At 50.8% G+C, this 23,709-nt stretch carries 25 protein-coding genes; 3 read left to right on the top strand and 22 right to left on the bottom strand.

The features are described from left to right. Positions 1-4: 4 nt before the first annotated feature. The 9 genes from BUA56_RS08140 to BUA56_RS08100 are packed head-to-tail and all read right to left on the bottom strand — an operon-like array spanning position 5 to position 7,655. Positions 5-448 (bottom strand): prepilin peptidase, encoded by a 444-nt coding sequence (locus BUA56_RS08140; RefSeq protein WP_072850708.1) that lies wholly within the window; start codon positions 446-448, stop codon positions 5-7. After that, on the bottom strand, positions 435-1,340 hold the full coding sequence (locus BUA56_RS08135; protein ID WP_207650923.1) for a hypothetical protein: 906 nt from the start codon (positions 1,338-1,340) through the stop codon (positions 435-437). Before BUA56_RS08135 ends, BUA56_RS08140 begins: the two co-directional genes overlap by 14 nt. A gap of 22 nt (positions 1,341-1,362) precedes the next feature. Next, positions 1,363-2,823, bottom strand: coding sequence for a DUF5702 domain-containing protein (locus tag BUA56_RS08130; protein WP_072850706.1), 1,461 nt, complete (start codon positions 2,821-2,823; stop codon positions 1,363-1,365). A gap of 28 nt (positions 2,824-2,851) precedes the next feature. Beyond that, positions 2,852-3,019, bottom strand: a complete 168-nt coding sequence (locus BUA56_RS08125; RefSeq protein ID WP_072850704.1) for a Flp1 family type IVb pilin — start codon at positions 3,017-3,019, stop codon at positions 2,852-2,854. Between the two features lie 19 nt (positions 3,020-3,038). Next, on the bottom strand, positions 3,039-4,235 hold the full coding sequence (locus tag BUA56_RS08120) for a type II secretion system F family protein (protein ID WP_084067779.1): 1,197 nt from the start codon (positions 4,233-4,235) through the stop codon (positions 3,039-3,041). Beyond that, positions 4,225-4,968, bottom strand: coding sequence for a type II secretion system F family protein (locus BUA56_RS08115; RefSeq protein WP_072850702.1), 744 nt, complete (start codon positions 4,966-4,968; stop codon positions 4,225-4,227). The genes BUA56_RS08120 and BUA56_RS08115 overlap by 11 nt, the downstream gene beginning before the upstream one ends. Further along, on the bottom strand, positions 4,965-6,140 hold the full coding sequence (locus tag BUA56_RS08110) for a TadA family conjugal transfer-associated ATPase (protein WP_072850699.1): 1,176 nt from the start codon (positions 6,138-6,140) through the stop codon (positions 4,965-4,967). Before BUA56_RS08110 ends, BUA56_RS08115 begins: the two co-directional genes overlap by 4 nt. Continuing rightward, positions 6,130-7,149 carry a P-loop NTPase family protein gene (locus BUA56_RS08105; RefSeq protein WP_084067777.1) on the bottom strand — a complete coding sequence of 340 codons (1,020 nt, stop codon included), beginning with the start codon at positions 7,147-7,149 and terminating at the stop codon, positions 6,130-6,132. The genes BUA56_RS08110 and BUA56_RS08105 overlap by 11 nt, the downstream gene beginning before the upstream one ends. Then, positions 7,146-7,655, bottom strand: a complete 510-nt coding sequence (locus BUA56_RS08100) for a prepilin peptidase (RefSeq protein WP_242946740.1) — start codon at positions 7,653-7,655, stop codon at positions 7,146-7,148. The genes BUA56_RS08105 and BUA56_RS08100 overlap by 4 nt, the downstream gene beginning before the upstream one ends. A gap of 274 nt (positions 7,656-7,929) precedes the next feature. Between BUA56_RS08100 and BUA56_RS08095 the strand changes: the two genes are divergently transcribed. After that, positions 7,930-8,547 (top strand): SGNH/GDSL hydrolase family protein, encoded by a 618-nt coding sequence (locus tag BUA56_RS08095; protein WP_072850697.1) that lies wholly within the window; start codon positions 7,930-7,932, stop codon positions 8,545-8,547. Here BUA56_RS08095 and ybaK read toward each other — a convergent pair. Together ybaK and cysK are read right to left on the bottom strand one after the other, a co-directional pair. After that, on the bottom strand, positions 8,522-9,019 hold the full coding sequence (ybaK, locus tag BUA56_RS08090) for a Cys-tRNA(Pro) deacylase (protein WP_072850695.1): 498 nt from the start codon (positions 9,017-9,019) through the stop codon (positions 8,522-8,524). The two genes, BUA56_RS08095 and ybaK, sit on opposite strands and share 26 nt — an antisense overlap. 10 nt (positions 9,020-9,029) lie before the next feature. After that, complete coding sequence (gene cysK / locus BUA56_RS08085; RefSeq protein ID WP_072850693.1) at positions 9,030-9,968, bottom strand: cysteine synthase A; 939 nt, start codon at positions 9,966-9,968, stop codon at positions 9,030-9,032. 225 nt (positions 9,969-10,193) lie between these two features. On the opposite strand from cysK, the gene BUA56_RS08080 reads away from it, so the two are divergent. Both BUA56_RS08080 and BUA56_RS08075 read left to right on the top strand, forming a co-directional pair. Beyond that, positions 10,194-11,366: a MalY/PatB family protein gene (locus BUA56_RS08080; RefSeq protein ID WP_072850691.1), complete on the top strand. Its 1,173-nt coding sequence runs from the start codon at positions 10,194-10,196 to the stop codon at positions 11,364-11,366. A gap of 63 nt (positions 11,367-11,429) precedes the next feature. Further along, positions 11,430-11,609, top strand: a complete 180-nt coding sequence (locus tag BUA56_RS08075) for a hypothetical protein (RefSeq protein WP_072850689.1) — start codon at positions 11,430-11,432, stop codon at positions 11,607-11,609. A gap of 5 nt (positions 11,610-11,614) precedes the next feature. Here BUA56_RS08075 and BUA56_RS08070 read toward each other — a convergent pair whose 3' ends face one another. From BUA56_RS08070 to BUA56_RS08020, 11 genes are all read right to left on the bottom strand, one after another. After that, a complete protein-coding gene (locus BUA56_RS08070) occupies positions 11,615-12,238 on the bottom strand; it encodes a DUF3786 domain-containing protein (RefSeq protein WP_072850687.1) in 624 nt (207 codons plus the stop codon). After that, entirely contained in the window at positions 12,228-12,698 is a 471-nt protein-coding gene (locus BUA56_RS08065; protein WP_072850685.1) for a hypothetical protein, read from the bottom strand. Before BUA56_RS08065 ends, BUA56_RS08070 begins: the two co-directional genes overlap by 11 nt. A 120-nt stretch (positions 12,699-12,818) precedes the next feature. Then, positions 12,819-15,119, bottom strand: a complete 2,301-nt coding sequence (locus BUA56_RS08060) for a glycoside hydrolase family 65 protein (protein WP_072850683.1) — start codon at positions 15,117-15,119, stop codon at positions 12,819-12,821. 10 nt (positions 15,120-15,129) lie between these two features. Further along, positions 15,130-16,170 (bottom strand): Gfo/Idh/MocA family protein, encoded by a 1,041-nt coding sequence (locus BUA56_RS08055; protein ID WP_072850681.1) that lies wholly within the window; start codon positions 16,168-16,170, stop codon positions 15,130-15,132. Positions 16,171-16,204: 34 nt separating this feature from the next. Beyond that, positions 16,205-17,896, bottom strand: a complete 1,692-nt coding sequence (locus tag BUA56_RS08050) for a sugar phosphorylase (protein ID WP_072850679.1) — start codon at positions 17,894-17,896, stop codon at positions 16,205-16,207. Further along, entirely contained in the window at positions 17,893-18,669 is a 777-nt protein-coding gene (locus tag BUA56_RS08045) for a ThuA domain-containing protein (RefSeq protein ID WP_072850677.1), read from the bottom strand. Before BUA56_RS08045 ends, BUA56_RS08050 begins: the two co-directional genes overlap by 4 nt. Positions 18,670-18,687: 18 nt before the next feature. Further along, positions 18,688-19,497 carry a sugar phosphate isomerase/epimerase family protein gene (locus BUA56_RS08040; protein ID WP_242946739.1) on the bottom strand — a complete coding sequence of 270 codons (810 nt, stop codon included), beginning with the start codon at positions 19,495-19,497 and terminating at the stop codon, positions 18,688-18,690. A gap of 11 nt (positions 19,498-19,508) precedes the next feature. Beyond that, complete coding sequence (locus BUA56_RS08035) at positions 19,509-20,561, bottom strand: zinc-dependent alcohol dehydrogenase (RefSeq protein ID WP_072850675.1); 1,053 nt, start codon at positions 20,559-20,561, stop codon at positions 19,509-19,511. A gap of 13 nt (positions 20,562-20,574) precedes the next feature. Beyond that, entirely contained in the window at positions 20,575-21,957 is a 1,383-nt protein-coding gene (locus BUA56_RS08030; RefSeq protein ID WP_072850673.1) for an ADP-ribosylglycohydrolase family protein, read from the bottom strand. 3 nt (positions 21,958-21,960) lie between these two features. Beyond that, the gene (locus BUA56_RS08025; protein WP_072850671.1) at positions 21,961-22,800 is read right to left on the bottom strand and encodes a carbohydrate ABC transporter permease; all 840 of its coding nucleotides are present in this window, start codon (positions 22,798-22,800) and stop codon (positions 21,961-21,963) included. Beyond that, positions 22,797-23,696, bottom strand: coding sequence for a carbohydrate ABC transporter permease (locus BUA56_RS08020; protein WP_226903628.1), 900 nt, complete (start codon positions 23,694-23,696; stop codon positions 22,797-22,799). The genes BUA56_RS08025 and BUA56_RS08020 overlap by 4 nt, the downstream gene beginning before the upstream one ends. Positions 23,697-23,709 lie beyond the last annotated feature (13 nt).

The following is a 23,709-nucleotide window of genomic DNA, read 5'->3' as shown; positions in this document are numbered from 1 at the left end:
AGCCTTATGCGGCCCCTATTTTGTACAAAAGTCTGCCTGCCAGTCCGAAGAATAGAAAAGGCAGAAATGGTATCCGGTCCTTTCTTCCCTTCTTCCTCCCTGCCATAAGGCAGGCGGCCCACAGGGATGCCAGCACCAGTCCTAAAAGGATAGTCTCAAGGGTATCCCAAAGCCCCAGATAGATGCCAGCTGTGATAACTGCCAGTCCGTCTCCGTACCCTATGGCCTCTTTGGTTCCCCGTCCCAGGGCCAGCAGCAAAAAACCGGGGAGCAGGCCTGCCGCCCAGAAGCCATCTCCCTCACATCCATGCAGCCGCATCCTCAATCGGAGCACGCACCCCAGGATGGCAGCGGCGGCGAGCAGCCTTCCGGAGACTTCCCTTGTCTTCCAGTCCCTCCAGCCCGCAGCCCCGAGAAATACCAGACAGGCGGCTTCATGAATGCCCATTGCTACCGCACCTGGAACAGGGCCTGAGATCGCTTGCCTCTGACTTTTTCACCAGCCTGACCGTCCTGGTAAGTCCTCCGCAGGTCTTAAGGCTGTGATACCTGTCTCCCTTTTCCGTAATATAGTACCCTGCTCCGCTGGTCCCTTTTCCCACACATTTTTCACAGGGGCGGTACTTTTCCCCGTATTCATTTCTCGCAGACGCCAGGCCCCCGCTTCCAATATAGTGAATGGAAAGATCCAGATAGGAACAGTCTTCCCGCACATGATATACCTCTTGATTTTGCGTTATGTAAACCATTACATTCGCTTCCCCCTCTGATTCAAAATCCATGTCCTTCTCATACCCTGTCCAGGCTCTTGCATAGCCCGTGCAGGTAAGTGTTACCGGCAGAACAGGGATGATAGCGGCCGACGGCCGATACCTGTATTCCGCCCGCAGGATAATCTGTCCGTGATCCATGGATGAGGTTTGTATACGGATTCCGCCAGACTTTCCCTCAATCCCTGTAAGCCTCTCCCCCTTCAGCTGTTTTTTCAGGTTTTGTTTGGCATAGGCCATGCAGACCGCCTCCGTTACCCTCCCCACCGGGGAACCCTTTCCGGTTTTCTCTCCTGCATAGGCGTACATCCCCAGCTCTTTTGCACTTTGGCAGAGAGAGGAGGCAACTATCACCTGAACCCTCATAACATCCAGAAAACAGATTAAAATCACCATTGCCAAAAAGAACATGGGGAGAGCGGCCGCACACTCTATGGTCATGCTTCCTGACAGGGAGCACAAGGATGCCTTCCCCTGCTTCCTGCATGTGTCCTCTGCCGGGGACAGCAGAGGCTTATTTACCTGAAGAGAGTGATTTTTTGTTATTTTTTTATTTGTATTGTTTTGCATTTCACAGGAAAAAGGCATCCTTCTATTCCCCCCTCATATCGTATCCATAGCTTCTTATAAGACTCCATTCCTGCCCCTGGGGACCAGTGAGTATAAGCTCTGCCTCCGCCGATTCCAGACACTGATCCAGCCGGAAGCCTCCCTTGCCCTCTGTCTTTCTAATAACATTTTCCACCATATCCATACACCTGTATACCTCCGTATCTTCCTTTTCCAGGCTCAGGTACAGCAGGACCCGCAGATATCCTTTATACTCCATGCCCTCCGTACCCGTTCCCCCTTCCTCCCGAAGCAGTTCCAGAATATGAGGGAGATTATTCAGGGACAGCTTCCACTGCCCCTGGTTCTTTACCAGGGGGACTCTGCCCCCGGCCAGCAGATCCCGCACGTCCAGCAGGCTCTCCCCGTAAGCCCAGCACAGAATCACCAATGTCTCTGCCAGCTGCTGGCCTGCCGGGACCCCCGCGGCGGATGCCAGGGTAAGCCCCAGAGAAGCAGCCTGTCCCCTTTTTACCGGATCTGTGTAAATAGCGGCATAATTTGCAGCCTCCCGGATGAGAAGCAGCCGCTGCACTACCCTTCTCAGATTCTCCTGGTCACTGCTCTGTCCTGCCAGAATGTATTCCACCTGATAAGACAAATCCCCTTCTCTGCAGGGTTCGCTGTAACTGCCCATCTTCTTCAGGACATATTCCTGATAGAGCAGATTCTCGCTCCCTCCGGCATCCTCCGGCCTTCCCCTGGAATTTCCAAGCCCCTGTAGCAGGGTGCGCCGGGACAGGAATCCGGATATCTCTGCCTGTTTTTCAGAGATATCCTTGCTGTCAGGGATTACCAGCCCCAGAACCCCCATCTTTTTCACCTGCCGGAATATCTCTATAGGATTCTCATCCCCCGGGACCGGCCTTGCCTCTTCCTCAGCGCTTTTGGCCTCCCCGGTATCTGCCTCCCGGGACGCCTCCAGCATCCTGTCATATTCCTCCAGTGTTTCCCCCTCCTGTAGGTTTTCCCCCCTCTCTTCCAATGCTCTGATTGTTTCACTTTCCCCCTTTGCCTGTTTCAGGAGGCGGGAGACTGCCTGGCTTCCCAGAGAGTCTCTGGCCCATGCGGCCGCCTGTCTCCGAAAGGATTCGCCGCCGCTGTCAGTAGCCAGGCAGTAAGCGGTAAGCCCGCATTGCCTCACCGAAGTCTTCATAAGATCCGTCTCCAGCACTTTTTCCATCCCATAGGTGATCCGGTCTGTAACCTTTCCCAGCTTCAGACTGCTCCCCCCGTAGGCCCCGTCCAGAAAAAACAGATCGTAGCGCTCCAGCAGCTCTCTGTCATATTCCCCGAAAAGGGAATAGAGAGCCGCATCCGCCCCGCCGGCCGCAACTGCCCTGGCAGATGCATTTTGTACCGAACGGAAGCAAGCCCCAACCAGTGCAGTCATAATCGTCAGGGTGAGACACAGCATAATTGTAATACTACCCTTGGCTTTCACACTCCAGTCCTCCTTCCGGCCCTTAAGGCTAAAGATTGTTGCTTTCTTTTGTAATCTTAGACAAAATGTTGTTTACCAGACTGGTAAGCTGCTTTTTGAAAATTACCACAAGCCCCACTAAAACGACCAGGATCAGGATTATCTCTACCACCCCAATGGCGTCCTCTTCCTGTAAAAAAGCTTTCCATTCACTCATATTCTCACCCCCTTTCTTCTCAATAAAATGTCAGATACGCAGGTACCATAAGAATCACCAGAACAACCAGAAGCATGAGAAACATAGGCAGCAACAGCTTGGAAGATACCTGTTCTCCCTTAATTCTGGCGTTTCGGATGCGGTCGTCCTCCGCCTCCGCCGCCTCCCGCTCCAGAAGCTCCAGCAGTCCCCGCCCGCCCTTTCTCAGATTCTGGTAAAGCAGGGTCGCCAGGGTTCTGTAGCAGGGAAGACGGCATCTTGCCCCAAACCGCTGGTAAGCCTCTGCCTCAGAGATGCCTCCTTCCATCTCTTTGCAGGCTGCCGCCATCTCCTCATATCCCGGCCGGGATCCGCACTGCCCCCACTTTCGGTAATCTGCGGCGATTCTGGTAAACGCCCCCTTTATGGTCATTCCTGCCCCCAGAAAAAGCACCAGCTTGCCAACAATATCCGGGTAGTCCCGAAGCAGCTGCTCCCTGCGCTCTTTTTCCTTTCTGTGCTTTTGCTCTTCCTGGCGGGCGGCGGCAAGAACCGCTGACAGTAAGGCAAAGAAAATCACCCATAGCCCTGTATGGGAAGAACTTCTCATCCAGCGGATCGTTTTGCCTTCCACCTTCCCGGGGAGATAAAGCCGGCCTGTATCCTCCCCCTGGTTTTCCTTCTCAATGCTCTCCTGCAGCTTTTTCAGGGTCTGCTCTTCCCGGGAAAGCTGTTCGGGAAATACCTTTACCCGCCGCTCATACAGCTGCCGGCTCTCCCCAAGGGACAGTTCGCCCTGTATCGTGACAAAGACTCCCTCCTGAGGGATCTCCTCCCCAAGGGCACCCTCCCAGTCCAGGATCTGCGGACTGTCCGTAATCCAGGAGATTGCCACGGGAGAATCCCCGACGTGTTCCGGAAGATGCATCGGCTTCCTTATCTCATCCATAGACTGGTTATCCCCCAGAATCTCCACGTCCAGCGCCTCCGCAGTCTCCTGCATAAGCCTCTCTGCTTCCCCTCTGCTGTACTTTTTCTCCTCTACCGTTACCTCAACTTTCTTTTTTTCCCCGTCGATCTGTGCCTCCATCTCTTCCGTATACGCTCCGCCCCCGTATGTATTTCTCTGAAAATAATCTTCCTGGCTCCAGGCCCGCGCTCTTCCCTCATATATGCCGATGCCGCATCCCAGTAGAAGACCTGCTGCGGCAATGAGTACCGGGGTTTTATATTTCAATTTCTACCATCTTCCTTCCCATGTGATACGCAGCCAGATAAGTGAGCAGGCAGCCGCTCATAATTCCGGCTCCCAGCGGGTTCCGGTAAAGAACATCCAGAAATCCGGGGGATGTCGCCTGCATATATACGATTATACCGGCCGGCATAATACTCATAATTTTCTGTTCCAGCTTTCTGGCCGCAATGGCCGCGTCAATTTCCTTTTTTATCTCAATCTTTCCCTCCAGCACTCTGGCGCTTTTTTCCAGCGCCCCTGTGACATTCCCCCCTGTACGTTTGGCCGCAGAGAGGATCTGGGAGAAATTATAGATATCCTCTACCTGGCTTCTCTCCCCAAAGTCCGCCAGAAGCTTTTCCAGGGGGACCTGATTGCGAAGCTGTGCCTGCATATACTGCAGCTCTCTGGTGAGTTCATCCCCGGCCCCGTACAGCCGTCTCATATCTCCACAGGCTTCCCCTATGGCGTTTTCCATAGAATACCCGGCCCGCAGCGCCGCTCCTAAAGAGCCGAGAGCATCCTTAAAGTGATAATGCAGCCTCTGCCTTCTGGCCTTGATAAGTTCTTTTTTCTTTTCTCTCAGATAATAAAAAGTAATGGGAAATATGAGCAGAAATGCCCAGACTGACTGATAGAACAGCAGATTCACCGCAATACACAAAAATCCGCTGATTCCGGTGTACTTCAGCAGTTCTTTTCGGGAGTAGGCATAGGAATCGTACTGTATTCTCATATGCCGCCCTTCCTTTTTCCCATGGGTTCCCCCACCTTTTCCAGCCTTTCGCTGTCCCGCCGGATAAACAGCGGATGAAGGCAGACCTCTCCCCGGGAAAAGCCTGTAATTTCCGTGATCTCCAGCACGGCTCTGGACTTATCAGGCATCCTTCCCAGATGGATCAGGATGTCAAAGCCTGCTGCGATCTGACGCCGGATGGCTTCCAGGGGTAGCTGTATCCCCATGAGCACCATAGTTTCCAGACGGCTTACCATATCAGCGGCACTGTTGGCATGGGCCGTTGAGAGACTTCCCTCATGGCCTGTGTTCACCGCCTGGAGGAGATCTACCGCCTCGGAGGATCTCACCTCCCCGATAATGATTCTGTCAGGCCGGAGCCGGAGAGCTGTTTTGATGAGATCCCTTATAGTAATCTGCGGGCTGTCCTCCAGATTGGAAAGCTTTGCCTCCAGCCGCACCAGATTCGCGATCCCCTGTATCTGCAGCTCCGCATTGTCCTCAATAGTGACGATCCGTTCCTCCGAAGGAATATAACAGGACAAGGCGTTCAAAAAAGTGGTCTTTCCTGCCCCGGTTCCCCCTCCGATGAGCATAGAATGCTTTTGCCTGACCATCTGTATCAGGCATTCGGCCCCTTCCCGGGTAATGCTGTTCCCGGCAATGAGATCCTCCATGGTAATGGGGCGATCCGGAAACCGCCGGATTGTTAGGATGGGACCGTTAAGAGCCACCGGCTCAATAACAGCATTTACCCGCGCACCGTTTTTCAGCCTGGCATCCACAATAGGTCTGGAAGTGTTAATCACCCGGTTGCAGCCTGCTGCGATCTGCTGAATCACATCCCAGAGCTTTTCCTGGGAGGTAAAGGTTTTCTCCCACAGCGTGATTCTCCCCCTCCGCTCCACGAAAATCTGCTTCCACCCATTCACCATAATCTCCGTTACTTCATCATCCTCCACCAATTCCTGAAGCACATCCAGCTTCCTGACGGAGTAGAAAAGCTCCTGGCGGATTTCCTGCTTCTCTTCCAGACTCCAGCATTCTTTTCTCCCGTGTTCCAGAACCAGCTCGTCAATCATCTGAAGGATCTCCGGATCTTCTGCCTCCCAGGCACCCATGTGCTCGATCTGCTCCAGCAGCTCACGGCGCAGGGCCTCTCTATTCCTCATACAGCTTCCCTCCCCGCAGAATCTCTCTCACATAGTCACCCAGCTCACTCCACATCAGCTGAGCCACATACTCTTCTCCCCTGCCGAAATAATTGTGAAAGGGCGGGGTGATCTTTTCCGTCTTTCTCAGGACCTCCCTGCAGTCCCACAGGCTGAGCAGCTTCTCAAACTGCAGAACCTTTGCCTGGGACATGGCATCCCGGAGCACCGGCATGTAGATGCGCCTGCACAGATCCAGAAGACGGTATAAGCCGTCAACCCCGTCCCCAAAGTCAATGATGACAGCCTCGTAGGCGCTGTTCTCAACAATCTGCCGGATAAGCTCCGTCCATTCTTCGTAGGACGTGCTGCGGATATCCCCCGGAGATTGTACCGGAGGCAGATAATCCAGGTTGTTGATTGTCTGCACCATACTGTTCAGTTTAAATACCAGATTGGGATTTCCCTGTCTGAGATAGTAGATCAGGTCGCCAAGATTCCTCTCGTAGGTCCGTTCAAACAGACCCTCAAACCCTGCATATTCTTCCAGATTCAGATATAAGACTGCCTGTTCCCGGGCAAGTATCTGGCCCAGAGTCAGTGCAAATGATGTTTTCAGGACTCTCCCCAGAGGGGAATAGACACCTATAATGGCTGTGCGCCGTTTCATAACCTGCACCTTCAGAGGCTCTGGTGAGCTGTCTCCGTAGCAGGCCATAACCTCCCTTATCACAGCATCTGAGGACTGGTACTTGTACACACTGGGGTACTGATCCAGACCGGGACTGTGGACTCCCTCGGATAATATCATGATTTTCCCCGGGGAGATGGCTTCTACCCTGGGACACATGGCTTTGTCGGATATGAGCAATATCTCTATGGGATGGCTCTCCCCGTAGGCACACAGGCTATCCACATTGGTAAACGCCTGGAACTCAAAGGGGGTGTTCTTTTTCTGGTTCATATATTCCATAAAGTGACAGGCATACGAAACTTCCAGATCGCATACCGCAAAAATACTTTTTCTCAATAGTAACCTCCCGCATACATCAGCATTCCCAGCAATATGGGAACAGTAAAGTGAATATTCTCCGGCCGGCTTCCCCTCCGGTAGTAGGGCTTTTTCTCTCCGGTTCTCATATAGTCCCTCAGATACTGCCCCAGGTATGCCATTCTCTCTCCGGCATTGCCGCAGGCTATGAGAAATGCTCCGCTTAAGAGCCCGCCCCAGAGGAAGGACCAGGCCAGGCCGGAAAGGATCCCCCTGACGCCCAAAAGGCCCCCCAGCGCCGAGAGAAGCTTAACATCACCGGCCCCCAGCATGCGGAAATAAAACAGAGGGAAAAGAAGAAGTATCGGAAGAAGCCCGCCGGATAAAAAGGTCAGAATCCCCCTGTTCCCTTGCAGCAGAAATTGATAAAGAACCCCTGTTCCCCAGCCCAGCCAGATCCATGGATTCCATATCCTTTCCCCCAGCAGATCCATAACCACAGCCCCGGCGGAGAGCAGCAAAATAAGACATACCTGCAGTGTCACGCATTCACCTCGATTCCTGTGAAATTTTCTTGATAGTTGGAAATTGCGGCCGAACGGCCTGATAGAAATACAGCTTAGACTTTACTGCTGTATTGGATTTTTATTATATCCGTCCTTTCCTGATTTGTCCAGTAGCATTTTTGAAAAAAATCGCTTTTGTGCAACAGTGACAAAAATTATCAATTGCATTGTAATACCGATTGGGTTAAAATAATTTATATATTTCCAGTATTCGGACCAATTCTACAGGTTCAAACACACAAGGAGAATGCCCATGGGAACTATAGTATTTTTAGGAGACAGTATCACCGATGCCAACCGGCTTTTTTCCGAAAATGGCTTAGGTTTCGGATATGTAAATCAAATCGCAGACAAGCTGCACCAGACAAATCCTGCCTGGGAGATTATCAATAAGGGGGTGGACGGATTCGTCGCCGAACGCCTTGTCCACAATCTGGAGAGAGACTGCATCACCTACCAGCCGGACTATGTGTGTATCCTGGTGGGAATCAATGACGTAGGGATCCTCATGAACACCGTGACAACGGAAAAAGAGCGGGACTATCTGCTCACAGACAGCATTCGCTCTTATCATCAGCTGCTATTCGACCTTACCAACAGCACCAAGGCAAAAATTATCACCCTGGAGCCCTTTATCTTTCCCCACCCCCAGGAGTATGCAAACTGGATCCCCTGGCAGCAGACACTTTCCAGACAGATCCAAAAGCTGTCCAGGAATTACGGGGTTACCTTCATCCCTCTTCACAACGCCCTGAACGGCCAGGCTGAGGAGCAGGGGTACGATGCCATCACCACGGACGGCATCCACCTCACAAAAGCAGGACATCAGATTCTGGCGGATGAGATTATGAAGGCCTGGAATCTTTCATGACAACGTCCTCAAAGACCGCGGCTGCGGTCTTTGCAAGATCCTGGGGATTCAGCCGTATGGTAGACCCTATCCGGCCTCCGCTGATATAGATGCTGTCATATGCCAGGGCGCTGTCATGGATCACTGTCTTATACTGTTTCTTCATCCCCAGAGGGCTGCAGCCTCCCCGCACATAGCCCGTCACCTGGAGAATGTCCTTTACATGAATCATTTCTACTGATTTTTCCCCCAGTACCTTTGCCGCCTGTTTCAGATCGATCTCCTCTGCAATGGGAATTACCAGAACATAATAATTTTTGCTTTTTCCCTGTACCACAAGGGTCTTAAAAGACTGCTCCACCGGGGCATTGGTGAGCTCTGCCGTATGGAGTCCGTCGATGAACTCACTGCACTCATAGGAAATGGTCTCATAGGAGATTTTATTCCTGTCAAGAATGCGCATAGCGTTCGTTTTGGCTTCTTTTTTACCCATGTCTTTCCTCCTAATCCTCGGTGAGATACCTCGGGGTAGACAGATACCTGTCACCGGTATCGGGAAGGAGCACTACAATTGTTTTCCCCTCGTTTTCCGGACGCTTCGCCAGCTGTGCTGCCGCATATACAGCCGCCCCTGCGGAGATCCCAACCAAGATGCCCTCATTGGCCGCAATTTCTCTGCCGGTCTCATAGGCGTCCTCGCCTCTGACCTGGATAATCTCGTCGCAGATATTTACATCTAAGGTTTTGGGTACAAAGCCTGCTCCGATTCCCTGAAGTTTGTGAGGTCCCGGTGTCCCTCCTGAGAGTACCGGAGAATCCGCCGGCTCTACCGCCACAACTTTCACATCTGCTTTCTTGCTCTTCAGGTAACTCCCCACACCGGAAATCGTCCCTCCGGTACCTACGCCTGCCACAAAGATATCTATCTTCCCGTCCAGGTCCCGGTAAATCTCCGGTCCTGTAGTCTGCAGGTGCATCTTTGGATTGGCCGGATTGTCAAACTGGCCCAGAACAATGGAGTTTGGGATCTCCTTCTGGAGCTGTTCTGCCTTCTCTATGGCACCTTTCATTCCTTTGCTTCCCTCTGTGAGCACAACCTTGGCACCATAGGCTTTCAGAAGATTTCTGCGTTCTACACTCATGGTCTCAGGCATCGTCAGTATAGCCTGATATCCCTTTGCTGCCGCAACACTTGCGATCCCGATCCCTGTATTTCCGGAGGTAGGTTCTATTATTGTGGCACCCTCCTTTAACCTTCCCGCCTGCTCGGCATCCTCAATCATTGCCAGGGCAATCCTGTCCTTTACGCTGCCTGCAGGGTTAAAATATTCTACTTTTGCGATTACTCTCGCTTTCAGCCCATTCTTCCTGCTGTAATTTCCAAGCTCCAGAAGAGGGGTGTTGCCTATGAGTTCCACTGCACTTTTTTTCACATTTTCCATGGCTGTTCTCCTTTCCTTACGGTTCTTTTATTTTTCAAATTCCTACTTAACCACTGGGATTAATGTGATTATATGCCTCCAATCTTCCTTTGTCAATAGAATCCTTGTTAACTTTATGCTGTATTTTCTCTTGACTTTGCAGCCGGAAGGCTATAGACTCGAGAATCATACCCAGGTTTTCATGCGTAAGCAATAGAAAATGTCAAAAAGGAGGCATACTACATAATGAACTATAATTTTGATCAAATCGTTTCCCGCCGGCAGACAAACAGCGTGAAATATGATTTTGCTGCCAAGTACGGCATGCCGGAGGATATTCTTCCCCTGTGGGTGGCGGATATGGATTTTCCAGTGGCCAGCGGAATCCGGGAGGCGCTCCGTGCCTGTGCGGACCACGGAATCTTTGGGTACACTGAACCCGGTCCGGAGTATGTCCGCGCACTCCAGAACTGGTACTCGAGCCATTTTGGCTTTTCCATTGAGCCGGACTGGGTGGTCAAAACCCCGGGCGTGGTGTATGCCATTGTACAGGCTATCCGGGCATTCACTGCAAAGGGAGACAGCGTACTGATCCAGCAGCCTGTCTATTATCCCTTTGCCCGGTCCATTGAGGAAAATCACAGACGGCTGGTGAATAACCCACTTTGCTGCAGAGACGGACATTATACCGTTGACTTTCAGGATTTTGAAGACAAAATACTGAAAAACCAGGTAAAGCTGTTTGTCCTCTGCAGTCCCCACAATCCGGTAGGCCGCGTATGGACCAGAGAGGAGCTTCAGAAAATGGGAGAAATCTGCCGGAGGCATCAGGTCCTGATCGTTGCGGATGAGATTCACTCAGATTTCGTCTACCCGGGACACACGCACACCGTCTTTGGTGCACTGGGACAGGAGTTTCTTCAGAATTCTGTCATCTGTACGGCCCCCAGCAAAACCTTTAATCTGGCAGGTCTCCAGGTAAGCAATATCATCATTGCCAACCCCCGCCTCCGGGCCCTTTTTCAGGAGGAATGCAGCAGAAACGGATACAGCAATCTCAATACCATGGGGCTTGCCGCCTGCCAGGCTGCCTATGAGAGCGGGCAGGAATGGCTGGAACAGCTGAAGCTGTATTTGCAGGAAAATTTAAAGTGCATGAAGGATTTCCTGCATACTCGGCTGCCCCAGACTGTACTCACGGAACCGGAAGGGACATACCTGGTATGGGTGGATTTTTCAAAGCTGGGATATTCCCCCAAGGATCTGGATCGTTTTATGAGCCGCAAAGCCAGAGTCTGGCTGGACGGAGGAACCATGTTCGGACCGGGCGGAGAAGGATTCCAGCGGTTCAATATTGCCTGCCCAAGAAGTGTACTGATGGAAGGGCTGACCAGGATTGCTTCTGCGTTAAAGGAATGAAACAGAATAAAAAAAACGCTCCTTTGGAATACTAAGGTAAAGTACTTGCAAAGGAGTGTTTTTATGTGCCACAGAAGTAAAAAAGACGATCCCTTCCGTGTGGAGGCTACCTCTCAAAAGGATCTGGATACAAGCGCCACCACTGAGATGACAGGGCTGATTCCCAGCTCACCGGAGACTGAAGCAGAACTGGATTCCTACAAAGCCCTGTATCCCTTCAGCCCCGATGAGTTTGTAGACTGAATCCCCTACCGCCGGGTCTTTTTGCCCAGGAAACGGTCAACCCCTTCTTCGGCTATGAGGACCACCATTTCCTCATGGGTAAAATCTGTTATATTCTTATCAAAGAGAATGTTTGCCTGGGCAGGGAACTCATCGTCCCCGTCCCAGAAGATAAACTGAAGAGGGATACAGGGGAAAGCTTCCGCATAAAATCCCACATCCCCCCTGTTGATCCTGACAAATCCCAGTTCCCTCCCTCTCTCCTCCAGGAGTTCCTTTTTCCCGCTGAATGACTGGGCAAAAGGCGCAAGCACCATCTTCTTAAATGCACTTTCAAAGGGAGCGGCCCCTTTTACCTGGCGGAAGGGAATCCATTCCCCTGAGTTCCTGGGTTTCTCCTTAGAATAATAAAACAGATGGTAAATGGCCATCTGCGTGGAAAAGGTGATCTCATCTTCCGGATCCTGCAGATTGGTAATAATCCCCGTCCCCCGATCGATCCGGTAAGGCCGGCCGAAGTACAGAATCTCCAAATAATCCGGACTGCAGCCCTGCAGATTCAGATTCTTATAAATCCCTTCGTGATCCCAGGTGAGAAACCGTTCCCTCCAGGTCACACACAGTTTTTGGTAGTTGGATTCATATTCCATCCAGCTTTATCCTCTCTTTCTCTTCCTTTTTGTAAAAAACAGGATACTTCCCCTCAAAATTAGCCCACACACAGCATGGGTATTTGCTGAAATAAAAGGTACTGAATAAAGTCTCCGTCACGCTCAGCTGAAAGGTAATGGAAAAAAGCTCCGGCGTCAGATTAAAATATAAATCTTCCTCTTTTACGTCCATCGCCAGGAGATAATCCCGCTGCTCCTGATTCAGGACCTTTCTCACGATCCTGCGTTCCTTTTCATTTAATCTCCCGTAATAGAAGTCCACAAAAGAGTTTTCCCATCCATTTCTCCAGATCAGCTCCAGGAGCCTCGTTCTCAGGTACTCTCCCGAGCCGGTAAGCATCTTGCATGCATACCGGTCAAAGCCTTCCTGGATATGTGCAAAATAGATACAGCCTTCTTCCTTCAGTTCGTCCAGGGATATTGCCTGGGGCAGTGTCATAGATACCTCTCCTTCCCTCATGTTTCATACTATGTTCGGTATAATTTAATCTTATACTAACTTATCTGAAATTACAATGGGCAGGCAGATGAAATCTAAATTCATCTGCCTGCCCGGCTGCTAATATTTGATATCCAGATTATGTGTAAGTTTGTATACCTGTCCCATAATCTTCACTGGGATTTCTGAAGAATCCCGGCTCTCTATATAGATATTTCTGTGGGAGACGCAGATCTCCATCTTTTTCCCCCGGTATACTGCATGAAATTTGATCTCTTCAATCTCTTTCGGCAGACAAGGCGCAAGATACAGCGTGTCTTTCTGTATGCGCAGCCCAGCAAAGCCCCGGACAACTGCCAGCCAGATCCCGCCCATTGAGGCTGCGTGAATTCCCTCATCGGAAGAGTAAGGATTCTGACCCATATCAATAGCAATGGCATGGAGGAAGCTGGCAAAAGCCTTCTTGGGCTCCCCGCAGTCGCTGGCCACCACGGAGTAGATAGCCCTGCTCAGAGAGGAGTCGTGAATCGTTTTCGGCTCATAATATTCCCAGTTTGCCATCTTAATTTTCCTGGAAAACAGGTCCGGAAGCAGTTCCATAAGCATAATTACATCCGACTGTTTCAGCACCTGCATATTGTTTACCTGTTCTCTGCTGTAGTCCTTCAGTATGGTCTGTTTGATATTGTCATTCCGGTACCCGGAAATATCCAGTATTTTCTTGGACATAAAGGTGTCATCCTGGGGGAGCACCCCTTCCGGGTTATCCAGAGGCTGGGGCAGATATAATTTATCCGCGAAGTCTTCCAGCTTCTCCAGTATCCCCGTCTCCTGGAAATACTCCTCCGCCCTAACCGCCGTTTTGCCGTCCCCGTCTCTGAGAAGGTGTATGGCTTGTCTCGTCACATAATGAGCCATATAATTGCTGTAGGCATTATTGTCCACATGCTCCGTGTATTCGTCGGGGCCTATGATATCGTGAATCTCATACCGGCTGCGATCCTTCGCATAAATACTTCTGCTGCGCCAGAACAATGCAGATCCAATAATCAGAAGCTCCCCGCCGTTCTCCAGAAAGGTACTGTCTCCGGTGGCCAGTTCATACATCCAGGCGGCATAGGCAATGTCCGCCGTAATATGGTGTTCCTTAATGCCCGCCCATACCTGGGCAGCCTTTCCGGTAAGAATGTCCATACTGGCAAAAAGAGGCGTTTCCTCCCTCCCGCTCTCCGCGCTTTCCCAGGGAAACATAAGACCGCAGTAGCCCTTTTTGCCGGCATTTCTCCGGGCACGCTCCATGCGGTTCATCCGGTACTCCAGCAGCTGCTTTGCCTTGGCGGGAGAGTTGAAAAGGTAATACGGGAGAATAAATACTTCCGTGTCCCAAAACACATGCCCTTTATAGCCCTCCCCCGTCAGTCCCTTTGCGGCGATGGAACTTCTGCTGTCGGGGGGAATCATAGCCAGCAGATGATACTGGGCAAACCGAAGCGCCAGCTGGATCCCCGGATACTCTGTTTTTACCCTGACATCATGCTCCTTCCAGTACGCCGCATAGGCCTTCGCACTTTCCTCATAAAGCCCGTCATATCCTTTTTCCACCAGATTCTCAAGGTGCTCCAGAACCAGACTTTTTCCCTGCTCCTCATCCTGCTCTGCCAGATCCCGGCTGGTGTAGAGAACTGCCAGCTTTTCATAACAGCCCTTCCCACCCTTTTCCGCCTGAAACCTTACGGTCTCCAGGATTTTTCTTCTCTGCATGCCAAAGCTTCTCTCCCCGGGGGTTCCCCCGGTAATTTTAGAGCCGCAGCAGTGATACAGCGTCAGATTACTCTGGGTTGTAGTCTGATCCAGATACAGATACTGCCGATCCAAAACCTTCTTCGTCCCGTCGTTAAAGTGCTGGACACCGGAATTGGTCATCCTGGCGTTGATTCCTGATACGATCTCAATGTCTGCCGCTTTGTCCAACGGGCAGATTTCTGCTTTCAGCCCATAGGCATGCACATTGGACCTGGATACGGTACGACAGAATCGAAGCTCGTAGCCTCTGCCCTTTGGTGAAACCCACCGCAGCTTTCGTATCAGCTCTCCGGTGTACAGATTCAGCTTCCGGGAATACCCGGTGACCTTCCCTGTGGTCATAGAAAATAGCTCTCCGTCTAAAGTGATGAGCATTTCGCAGGTATCCGCCCCGTTGGGCAATTCTACAGTCTCGTTGTTGCTACTGTTAAAGCATCCGCTCACGAATAAGCCTCTGGTCTGGAATGGATAAGGTTCTTCGTGGGCAGAGCGGATTCCCATATATCCGTTAGCCAGGCAGAAGATACTCTCTCCCTTTCCCTGATGTCTCAGACAGAATTCATCCTCTCCCAGAATCCAGTCCTTATAGTTCCCTTCGCCTGTCGTATACGTTAACACGGCACACCTCCTATAGTTCCACCACTTTTCCTGTCTCGGCGGAACGGTAGAGGGCCTCAATGATTCTCATCAGGGTCACTCCCTGTTCTGCCGTTATCAGGGGCTGGTCATTCTCCGCACAGCATCTGATAAAGTTACTGATACTGATATTTCTTTTGTCAATTTCCTGAACAAAGGGGAGTTTTGTATCTGTCAGATTCTCATTCTTTTCCCCATAGATCTCCCCCTGGAATACAGAGGCACCGGCCAAATCACCGAAGATCTCCACATTCATCTTCTGCTTTTCCTTGCAGTTGAGGGCAAACGCCGCCTCGATCTGCAGAGATATCCCGCCTTCAAACTGAATAAATCCAAAGAGACCGTCCTCCACAGTAAACCTTTCCGGATCCCAGCTTCCCATAAGGCCGGCTCCGCCTCTCTTCCCGATCCGGTCCGAGCTGCTTGCCGCCGCATACACCGGCCTGGGATAATCCAGAAGGTACAGGGCTGTGTCCAGCATATGCACACCGATATCTACCAGAGGACCGCCCCCCTGCATGGCCTTGTTGGTAAAGTTCCCCCAGCCCGGGATCCCCCGCCGTCTCACCGCCTGAACCTTACCGGTGTAGAGGGTTCCGAATTCTCCCCCGTCAATCATTTTCTTCATCATCTGTACTTCCGGGGCATAGCGGTAATGCAGGTTATAGGTGAGGATCTTACCAGCCTTTTTGGCTTCCGCGGCCATCCGCTCTGCCTGTTCAGCCGTAAGTGCCGGTGGCTTTTCGCAGAGCACATGGCATCCCGCCCGGAGGGCATCTACGGTCAGCGGCTCATGGAACCGGTTGGGCACACAGATCGTTACCAGATCCAGCTCCTCTTTCTCCAGCATTTCTTTATGGGATTCATAGTAAGCCGGTACCTGAAACTGCTGGGCCGCATTTTTCGCGTTCTCCGGATTCACGTCGCACACTGCGGCAATTTCCGCTAGTTCCTTATTTTTTAAACAATTTGGAAAGTGAGAGTGCAGGGATTCCTGTCCCGCTCCCATGATTCCAATTCTCAATTTCTTCATGTATAACCTCCTGAGCCTATTACAGCTTTCACATTTATTGTAATTCCAGCCATAGGATTTCCCAGGGCTTAAGTACATCCCTCTCCACTGCTTCCATCTGATGCAGGATATCCTTTCCCCCTGCTTTTTCCGGCAGTCTGACGGTATGTTCCGTCACATTGATAAGTACCAGCACGCTCTGTCCGGTGGTTTTATTCTTCCTCAGAAGCCCGAACACGGCAGATCCGTACGATAGAATTTCCTGTCCGGCCTCCGGTGAGAACGCGCTCTGTCCGGATCTCGCCCGAAGCAGTGCAAGATATCCCCGGAATACCCGGCTGCGCAGACTGTCCTCTCTCTGAAGCTCAGCATGCAGGGCGGAAACCTCTAATTTTTCCCGGTTAATCCTTCTGGGAATCTGTGACTCCTCCACACCCTCCTGCCAGTTCTGTGATCCCAGCAGACTGTGATAGTAGATGCCTGGTACCCCCTGCATGCTCAGCATAATTGCCTGGGATGCCAGGAACCGGGCGGCTCTCACAGAAGTATCCGTTTCCCCGGGAGATGTAACTGCATCCAGATAATTAATATTCAGCTCATAGGGACTCTGGGTTTTGTCCGGGTTCTCTTTGTAGCTGATGCGCCCTCCGTGTTCTTTCACTTTGCGGAACAAAAGCTGTTTTTCTTCCTCGTCCAGAATACCGTCCACCGGTCTTACGCCGATGCCGTCATGGGATGCCAGGAAGTTAAAAAATGCTGTGCCCTCAGGCAGAGGGGTATCCCCAAGACTTTTTGCCCAGGCGCTGAGCCTGCCGGTATCCCCGGAAAGTATGGTGTAAAGCACCAGAGGGGGCAGGGGAAACTGGTACACCAGATTAGCTTCATCCCCAGCGCCAAAGTAACTGATGTTCTCCAGATGGGGAACATTCGTCTCTGTAATGATATACGTTCCAGGATAAATCTGCTGCAGCATCAGCCGCATCAGCTTAATAAGCGCGTGTGTCTCCTCTAAATGCATACAGGTGGTGCCTGCCTTTTTCCAGGCAAACCCAATGGCATCCAGCCGGATAAACCTGGCTCCCCTGGATGCATACAGAAGAAGCACCTCCATAATTTCACAGAGAAGATAGGGACAGCCGAAGTTCAGGTCAATCTGATCCCCGGAGAAGGTCGTCCAGTACCACTTTTTTCCCTGAACGGTGTCAAAGGGCGTGAGAAGGGGCAGAGCCCTTGGGCGGGTGACTTTAGAATAGTCCTCCCGGGGATCGCATTCAATATAATAGTCCGTATAGGGCGCCTCCCCGGCACAGCATTTCTGAAACCAGACATGAGACTTTGAGGTATGGTTAATCACTGCATCCAGCATAATCCCCGTATGCTCTCCAAGGGACTCCACTTCTTCCCATGTTCCAATCTCAGGCGCTATCCTGGTATAATCTGATACTGAGAATCCGTCGTCGGAGGTATAGGGAAATACCGGAAGCAGGTGCACATTGGTGATCTCATCCGGGCAGTTCTCCTTCAAAAAGTGATCCAATACCTCCAGGGGATCCTTTCCCTCTTCTCTCAGAGCATCCCCATAAGTAATCAGCATACAATCCTTCTGGGTAAGGGGACTGCCGCTGTTTTGGGCAAAGGGCCGCCATTTCTCATACAGTTCTGCAAGAAGTTTGTCTGCCAGAGTATAGTCTTCTCCTGCATACAATACCTTCAGCAATTCTTCCTGTTTCTCTTTCCATTTTTTCATACTTCTCTCCCGATTTCATTTTCTGGCATTCTCATGTCTCTGCATACAGGCATAGTTTCCAGGGCAGCCGCAGTGTGGCGGCACACTCTGGTCTCGTCCTCAGTATCTCCCTGAGCTGCCCAGGCAACTGCATTCACCAGTATTCTCTCAATTTCCGGAATGTAGTAGGTAGGGTACGTTTCATGGCCCGGCTGAAAATAGAAAATCCTGCCCCTTCCCCTCCGATAGCAGACCCCGCTGCGGAACACCTCGCCGCCGGTAAACCAGCTGATAAATACTGTTTCGTCGGGACTTGGAATATCAAAATATTCCCCGTACATCTCCTCCGGCGCAAACCGCACACAGGGAGGGATCCCCCTGGTAATAGGATGACCTGCACAGGCTGTCCACATCAGTTCCTCATCGTCGCTCTCTCTCCACCTGAGGGTACAGGTAGTCCCCATCAGGCGTACAAAAGGCTTCGACATATGAGCAGAGTGAAGCGGAATAAAGCCCATTCCCCGGTTCACCCTTTCTGCAATCCGCTCTGCCGTCTCATCCGGCACCTCATGCTGGGCAATGTGGGACCAATATACCAGCACGTCCGTATGCTCCAGCACCTCCCGGGACAGTCCCTGTTCCGGATCATCCAGCAGGGCCACCTTCACAGAATATCCGGCAGCCTCAAAGATTTCCCTGAGCCGTCCGTGAATTCCCCGGGGGTAAACTTGGTACATGTCTTTGGTGCTTTCCTTCCATCGATTTTCATTCCATACCGTAACCTGAATACTCATCTCATCCCGCCTCTTTTCCTACAATCCCGCTTTCTCCATACATCCCCGGATGTATGCTGCCGAATCCTTATAGAGTCCTTCCTGATCCTCACCCAATACCCGGCATTCAAAAGCCATAGTCTTGTCGAAGCCGATTTCCTTTAATCCTTCAAATCCATGGACAAAATCTGTGTGTCCGTCGCCGGGCTGGAATCTGTGACTGTCTGCAATATGCACATGCCCTACAAGATCTTTCCACTTGATCAGGCTCTTTTTAATGTCCTGCTCCTCAATGTTCATATGGAAAAAGTCTGCCATGATCTGTACATGCCTCAGTTCTCCCTCCAGAATCAGGCTGCCTGCGTCATCCAGAGTATTCAGCATATGATCCTCGTATCTGTTGAGAGGTTCCAGCAGGATCCTGGTTCCGGAGCGTTCGCACACAGGCTCCAGCTGCCGGAGAGAATCCAACAGTACCTTTCTGTCCTCCTCAGCACTTCTGGGCGGCGTCATGGGAGGCAGGCGCAGAGAAAACATTCCCCAGGCGGCGGGCACTACAATTCCCGCAGCACCCAGTTCCCCTGCCCGTTCCAGAATGACGGTGATATCCCGGATCGCATGCTTTCTCTCTTCCTCCTGGAAATCCCCGATCCAGCCCCGGTACCCTCCGCATACAGAGGTGACCGGAATGCCGGTATCCTTTACCGCAGTCTTCAGCTCGTCAAAGCGCTCCAGCAGCAGATCTCCGTCTGCCTCCAGGCCGTCAAATCCAAACTCCTTTATCTGAATCAGTTTTTCTTCCAGTACATCAGAAAAAAACGGTTTATTTTGTGTAGCAAGCTGTATCATCCTTTTTCCTCCTAAAACTTAACTCCCATCTTGATGCTGGACTGGGGCTCCTGATCTACATACTTCTCGTATGCTCTGTCTGCCTCAGCAAAATCTACCACAGGGAATATAATGTCTTCACAGTTCAGATATCCGTTAGTAAGCATTTCCCAGCATACGTCCTCTATTCTGTGTCTGTCCCATCTGGGGTAGTCAGGCAGGGGCTCTGAGCAGGCTCGGGAAAATACAATTTTTGCATTGTTAAAATGAGCCTCCCTTCCCAGCTCCAGCATTGGAAACGGTTTGGCAAATGCTACAAAAGAAATGGTCCCCCCGTATGCCAGCCCCCTGAGTCCGCTCTGAAGCGCAGACACATGTCCGCTGGTCTCGATAATTACATCTACACCTCTTTTATTTGTATATTCTTTTAATCTGTGTCCCACATCCTCCTGTCCGGGATCCAGCGCATAGTCAGCCCCGTTTTTCAATGCAATCTCCCGTCTGTGGGCAATGGGATCAATAACAATCACAGGAGAAGCCCCCAGTCTTTTGCAGATCTGGGCAGCAATCTGACCGATGGCACCCAGGCCGTAGACAGCAACCGCGTCTCCCGGGCGCACGTGGCCGTCTCTCACGCCTCCAAGGGCGAATTGTGCGGGATCGTAGCATACTGCATTCTTCCACAGCTTCAGATCCGGAAGTCTTCTGCAGCGGTAATTGTCCACAGCCTTAATAATCTGGGTCTCCCGGATTCCTCCATAGGAACAGATAAGATCCCCCAGCTCATACTCTGTCACCTGACTGCCCTTTTCAATTACCTCTCCAACCCACTGGTTGCCCAGATTCCACTCACCAAAGACAATATCCGGATCCTCGTTCTCATCCCTGGGGACAAATAACTGCCACTCGCTGTCATAGCGTTCCTTCACATGCACGCTGGACGCCCGGAACTCTGTCACCTCTGTTCCGTGCTTAGGGGCCGCATACAGAACTTTGCACTTAATCTCATCCTCCTGTATGGGACGGTCTGTATATTCCTTAAACCCTGCTACTCTTGGTTCAACTGCAACTAACATTTTGCTCATAGCCTTCATCTCCTTATAAAGTCACATATGGTTCGTCTATCAGTTTTATACATCTGTCTGCCAGTTCCTGAAAACTCACCCTGCCCTGGCACCCGATTCTTGTCATCAGCTGCCCTCCCAGGGGAGTCTTCCATTTGTCCGGTATGGCCTCAGCGCCGTACATCATGCCAAATGCAGAGCCTGCCGTGGCGCCATTGCAGTCCGTATCAAACCCCGCCTCCACTGCAAGTCCGATCACTCTGGTATAATCCCTTCCCCCATACAAAAGGGAGAGACAGATAATCATATCATTGGGAATCACATGACACCAGTCATGGAGATCCTCTTCGTTGTAATTTTTATGAATCCAGGCAATCATCTCCTCGGGATCCTCCGTCTCCCCGCACAGCTTCAGGAATTCTTCCAAAGCGCTGTAAAGCCTGGAAGTCTGGGGAATATAATGCATTGCCCTTTCAATCGCCTCTCCGGGCGTTTCACAGACAGCGCTCTCCGCGATGAGAGCCGCACAGAAGGCGGAAGCATAAATGCCGTTTTTCGTATGTGTCACACTGGCATCCTTCACTGCCATCCGGGCTGCTTCCCGGGGATTTCCCGGATTCACATAGGCATATGCGTCCACCCGGATCTGCCCTCCCAGCCATTCCCGGTAGGGATTGCCGTATGCTGCAGTCTCCGGAGGGAGAATTCCATTAATAATATTTTTATACGCCATGCGCTCTGCCGTACATGTCATGAATACAGGCACATTTGTTGTTAGAAACTCTGCCACATCCATGGGGACAAATTCTCTGCCGTAGTTCTCCAGGATCTGCATCCCCATAACCGTGTAATTCATGTCATCATCCTCAGGTGCGCAGGAAATGTTGTTGATCCAGCTGATTTTAGGATTTCCATAGGCGCCGGGTTCATCTGCTACCTGATACCGTTCCCTGACATCCCCGCTGACATCAGAAGACATATACCTCTGGATAGGATAATTGTCCGTCTCCTTCAGGAAACCCAGGATCCTGTCTCTTGTCCAGCATTCCACCGGCTGTCCAAGGAGGCACCCGGCGGCTCTGCCCAGCCAGGCCCCCAAAATCTTATCCTTCAGCACATCTTTATTTATTGCCCGGGGACTGCACGGAGGCAGAAGTTCCAGAATCTCCTCCAGTGTCTCTGGTTCCCGGTAAGGGAAATCCGCCTTTACCGGCATCTGCCTTACCCTTTCATAAAGCCTTAAAGCCCTGTCTTCGCCCCGGACCGTGCCTTTTTCTTTCAGAATATCTTCTGCCTCCTGTTTTATGGAAGCATCTATATCCTTTCCCTCCTGGGCACTCTGCCTCAGCTCTGTTTCTATATATTCCGCCCTGCTTACATACTGTAAGCGAATATGTTCTAATATATTTTCTCTCATACCTTAGCCCTTCTCTCCGCCGGCTGTAAGACCGCCTGAGATAAACTTTTCAACAGCGGAGAACGTGATAATTACAGGTATCGCAGTCAGCAGCGCCGCCGCCATCATGCGTCCCCATACGTAATCCATGGAACCGAATAACTGCTTTAATCCTACCGCCAGCGTCAGTTTGCTCTGTGAAGACAAGAAGGTGAATGAAAACAGGAAGTCATTCCAGGCAATCATGAATACATAAATAAATGCGGAAGAAATAGCAGGAACCGACAAGGGCAGGATAATTTTATAAATGACCTGAAATCTGCTCAGCCCATCTATCATGGCGGCTTCTTCCAGTGATGCCGGTATGGTTTCGAAATACCCTGACAGCATGTAAATAGCCGCGGGCAGAGTGGAAACCAGATTGGCAATTACAACCGCCCACATGCTGTCGTTCAGTCCTATGGAGGACATGATCTTGAACAGCGGCACTACCAGGAGGATTCCGGAAAACATGTAAACAATTAACGTAGACTCCTTAAAGACAATACGCCCCGGAAACACCAGGCGGGCAAGACTGTATGCTGCCATCCCTCCGATAACAATGGCTATGGCAGCCGTTGTAAAGGCAATCTTAAAACTGTTCAGAAAATACCTTCCAAAGGGAAATATCTCGGGGTTCAGAACATCTTTAAAATGCTGAAGCGTGGTGTCTTTTGGAATGATCTGAGGCGGAAAAGCAACCGCTGCCTCAGAGGTTTTAAAAGCGGTGGTGATCATAATGTAAAACGGAAAAAGAGTGACCACCAGCACTAAGATGACAAGCACATAATGTAATACGGACATTGCTTTTTTCTTCTGTTTCATTTTCTCACCGCCTTTCTTCCAAAGAGGATAACGAACGCAAATACAATCACAAAGAGTACAATGGTAATTGCTGCCGCCCCTCCGTTATTGTGAGTGGCAAATGCCGTCTGGTACAGGTAAACGCCCAGCACCGGAACTTGTTTGGTAAACAGGTAAATATCATCAAATTTATAGAAATTCCATATGGTTCTCAGAGATATGATTGCCGCGATGGAGGGAAGAAGTTCCGGGAAGGTAATGGCCCAGAACCTGTGCCAGGCTGAGGCACCGTCCATCTGCGCCGCCTCATACAGACTTTCGTCCACCGACTGCAGTGCGGCCAGGATCATCAGGAACGCATAGGGAAATACTCTCCAAATGTCATAAAGGATAACCAATAAAACAGAATATACCGGATGATCCATCCACATAGGCGCTTCTTCAAATATGTGCAGGATATCTACGGTGAGGTAATTCATAACCCCGTACAAACCGTTGAACATATATTTCCATACATAGACGGTAGCTACCATAGGAGCTACGTAAGACATCAGCATCAAACTTCTGGCAACTCTTCTGCCTTTAAACTGCCGGTTCATTAACAGGGCCACCAGCAGGCCCACCAGGGTAGAGCCTAAAACAGTTACCACCACATAAGCAATGGTTACCCCCAAAGATTTATAAAACGTAGGATCTGCAAATAGCTTCGTGTAGTTCTCCAGCCCTATAAATTTGCTTGGGCGGTTCGGATTTAACGCAACTTTTTGAAAGCTAAGTATAATGTTATAGATAATTGGGTAGATAATTACAGCTCCAATGAGGATTACCGTGGGCAGTATCAGAAGAATGCCCAATCTGCTTTCTCTCTTCTGCATCGTACCGCTGCTTTTTTTTATCTTTTTTACAGAATTCTGCATGTTTTCTCCTTTC

Origin of the sequence: Lactonifactor longoviformis DSM 17459, assembly GCF_900129135.1 — a bacterium.
Classification (GTDB): Bacteria; Bacillota; Clostridia; order Lachnospirales; family Lachnospiraceae; genus Lactonifactor; species Lactonifactor longoviformis.
Note: the sequence above shows the minus strand (reverse complement) of the source record. Positions and strands in the feature narration are given on the sequence as shown.

Coding starts and splice junctions, on each gene's coding strand:
- BUA56_RS08140 (WP_072850708.1), bottom strand. CDS start 448: ATGGGCATTCATGAAGCCGCCTGTCTGGTATTTCTCGGGGCTGCGGGC.
- BUA56_RS08135 (WP_207650923.1), bottom strand. CDS start 1,340: ATGCAAAACAATACAAATAAAAAAATAACAAAAAATCACTCTCTTCAG.
- BUA56_RS08125 (WP_072850704.1), bottom strand. CDS start 3,019: ATGAGTGAATGGAAAGCTTTTTTACAGGAAGAGGACGCCATTGGGGTG.
- BUA56_RS08115 (WP_072850702.1), bottom strand. CDS start 4,968: ATGAGAATACAGTACGATTCCTATGCCTACTCCCGAAAAGAACTGCTG.
- BUA56_RS08110 (WP_072850699.1), bottom strand. CDS start 6,140: ATGAGGAATAGAGAGGCCCTGCGCCGTGAGCTGCTGGAGCAGATCGAG.
- BUA56_RS08095 (WP_072850697.1), top strand. CDS start 7,930: ATGGGAACTATAGTATTTTTAGGAGACAGTATCACCGATGCCAACCGG.
- ybaK (WP_072850695.1), bottom strand. CDS start 9,019: ATGGGTAAAAAAGAAGCCAAAACGAACGCTATGCGCATTCTTGACAGG.
- cysK (WP_072850693.1), bottom strand. CDS start 9,968: ATGGAAAATGTGAAAAAAAGTGCAGTGGAACTCATAGGCAACACCCCT.
- BUA56_RS08080 (WP_072850691.1), top strand. CDS start 10,194: ATGAACTATAATTTTGATCAAATCGTTTCCCGCCGGCAGACAAACAGC.
- BUA56_RS08075 (WP_072850689.1), top strand. CDS start 11,430: ATGTGCCACAGAAGTAAAAAAGACGATCCCTTCCGTGTGGAGGCTACC.
- BUA56_RS08070 (WP_072850687.1), bottom strand. CDS start 12,238: ATGGAATATGAATCCAACTACCAAAAACTGTGTGTGACCTGGAGGGAA.
- BUA56_RS08065 (WP_072850685.1), bottom strand. CDS start 12,698: ATGACACTGCCCCAGGCAATATCCCTGGACGAACTGAAGGAAGAAGGC.
- BUA56_RS08055 (WP_072850681.1), bottom strand. CDS start 16,170: ATGAAGAAATTGAGAATTGGAATCATGGGAGCGGGACAGGAATCCCTG.
- BUA56_RS08050 (WP_072850679.1), bottom strand. CDS start 17,896: ATGAAAAAATGGAAAGAGAAACAGGAAGAATTGCTGAAGGTATTGTAT.
- BUA56_RS08045 (WP_072850677.1), bottom strand. CDS start 18,669: ATGAGTATTCAGGTTACGGTATGGAATGAAAATCGATGGAAGGAAAGC.
- BUA56_RS08040 (WP_242946739.1), bottom strand. CDS start 19,497: ATGATACAGCTTGCTACACAAAATAAACCGTTTTTTTCTGATGTACTG.
- BUA56_RS08035 (WP_072850675.1), bottom strand. CDS start 20,561: ATGAGCAAAATGTTAGTTGCAGTTGAACCAAGAGTAGCAGGGTTTAAG.
- BUA56_RS08030 (WP_072850673.1), bottom strand. CDS start 21,957: ATGAGAGAAAATATATTAGAACATATTCGCTTACAGTATGTAAGCAGG.
- BUA56_RS08025 (WP_072850671.1), bottom strand. CDS start 22,800: ATGAAACAGAAGAAAAAAGCAATGTCCGTATTACATTATGTGCTTGTC.
- BUA56_RS08020 (WP_226903628.1), bottom strand. CDS start 23,696: ATGCAGAATTCTGTAAAAAAGATAAAAAAAAGCAGCGGTACGATGCAG.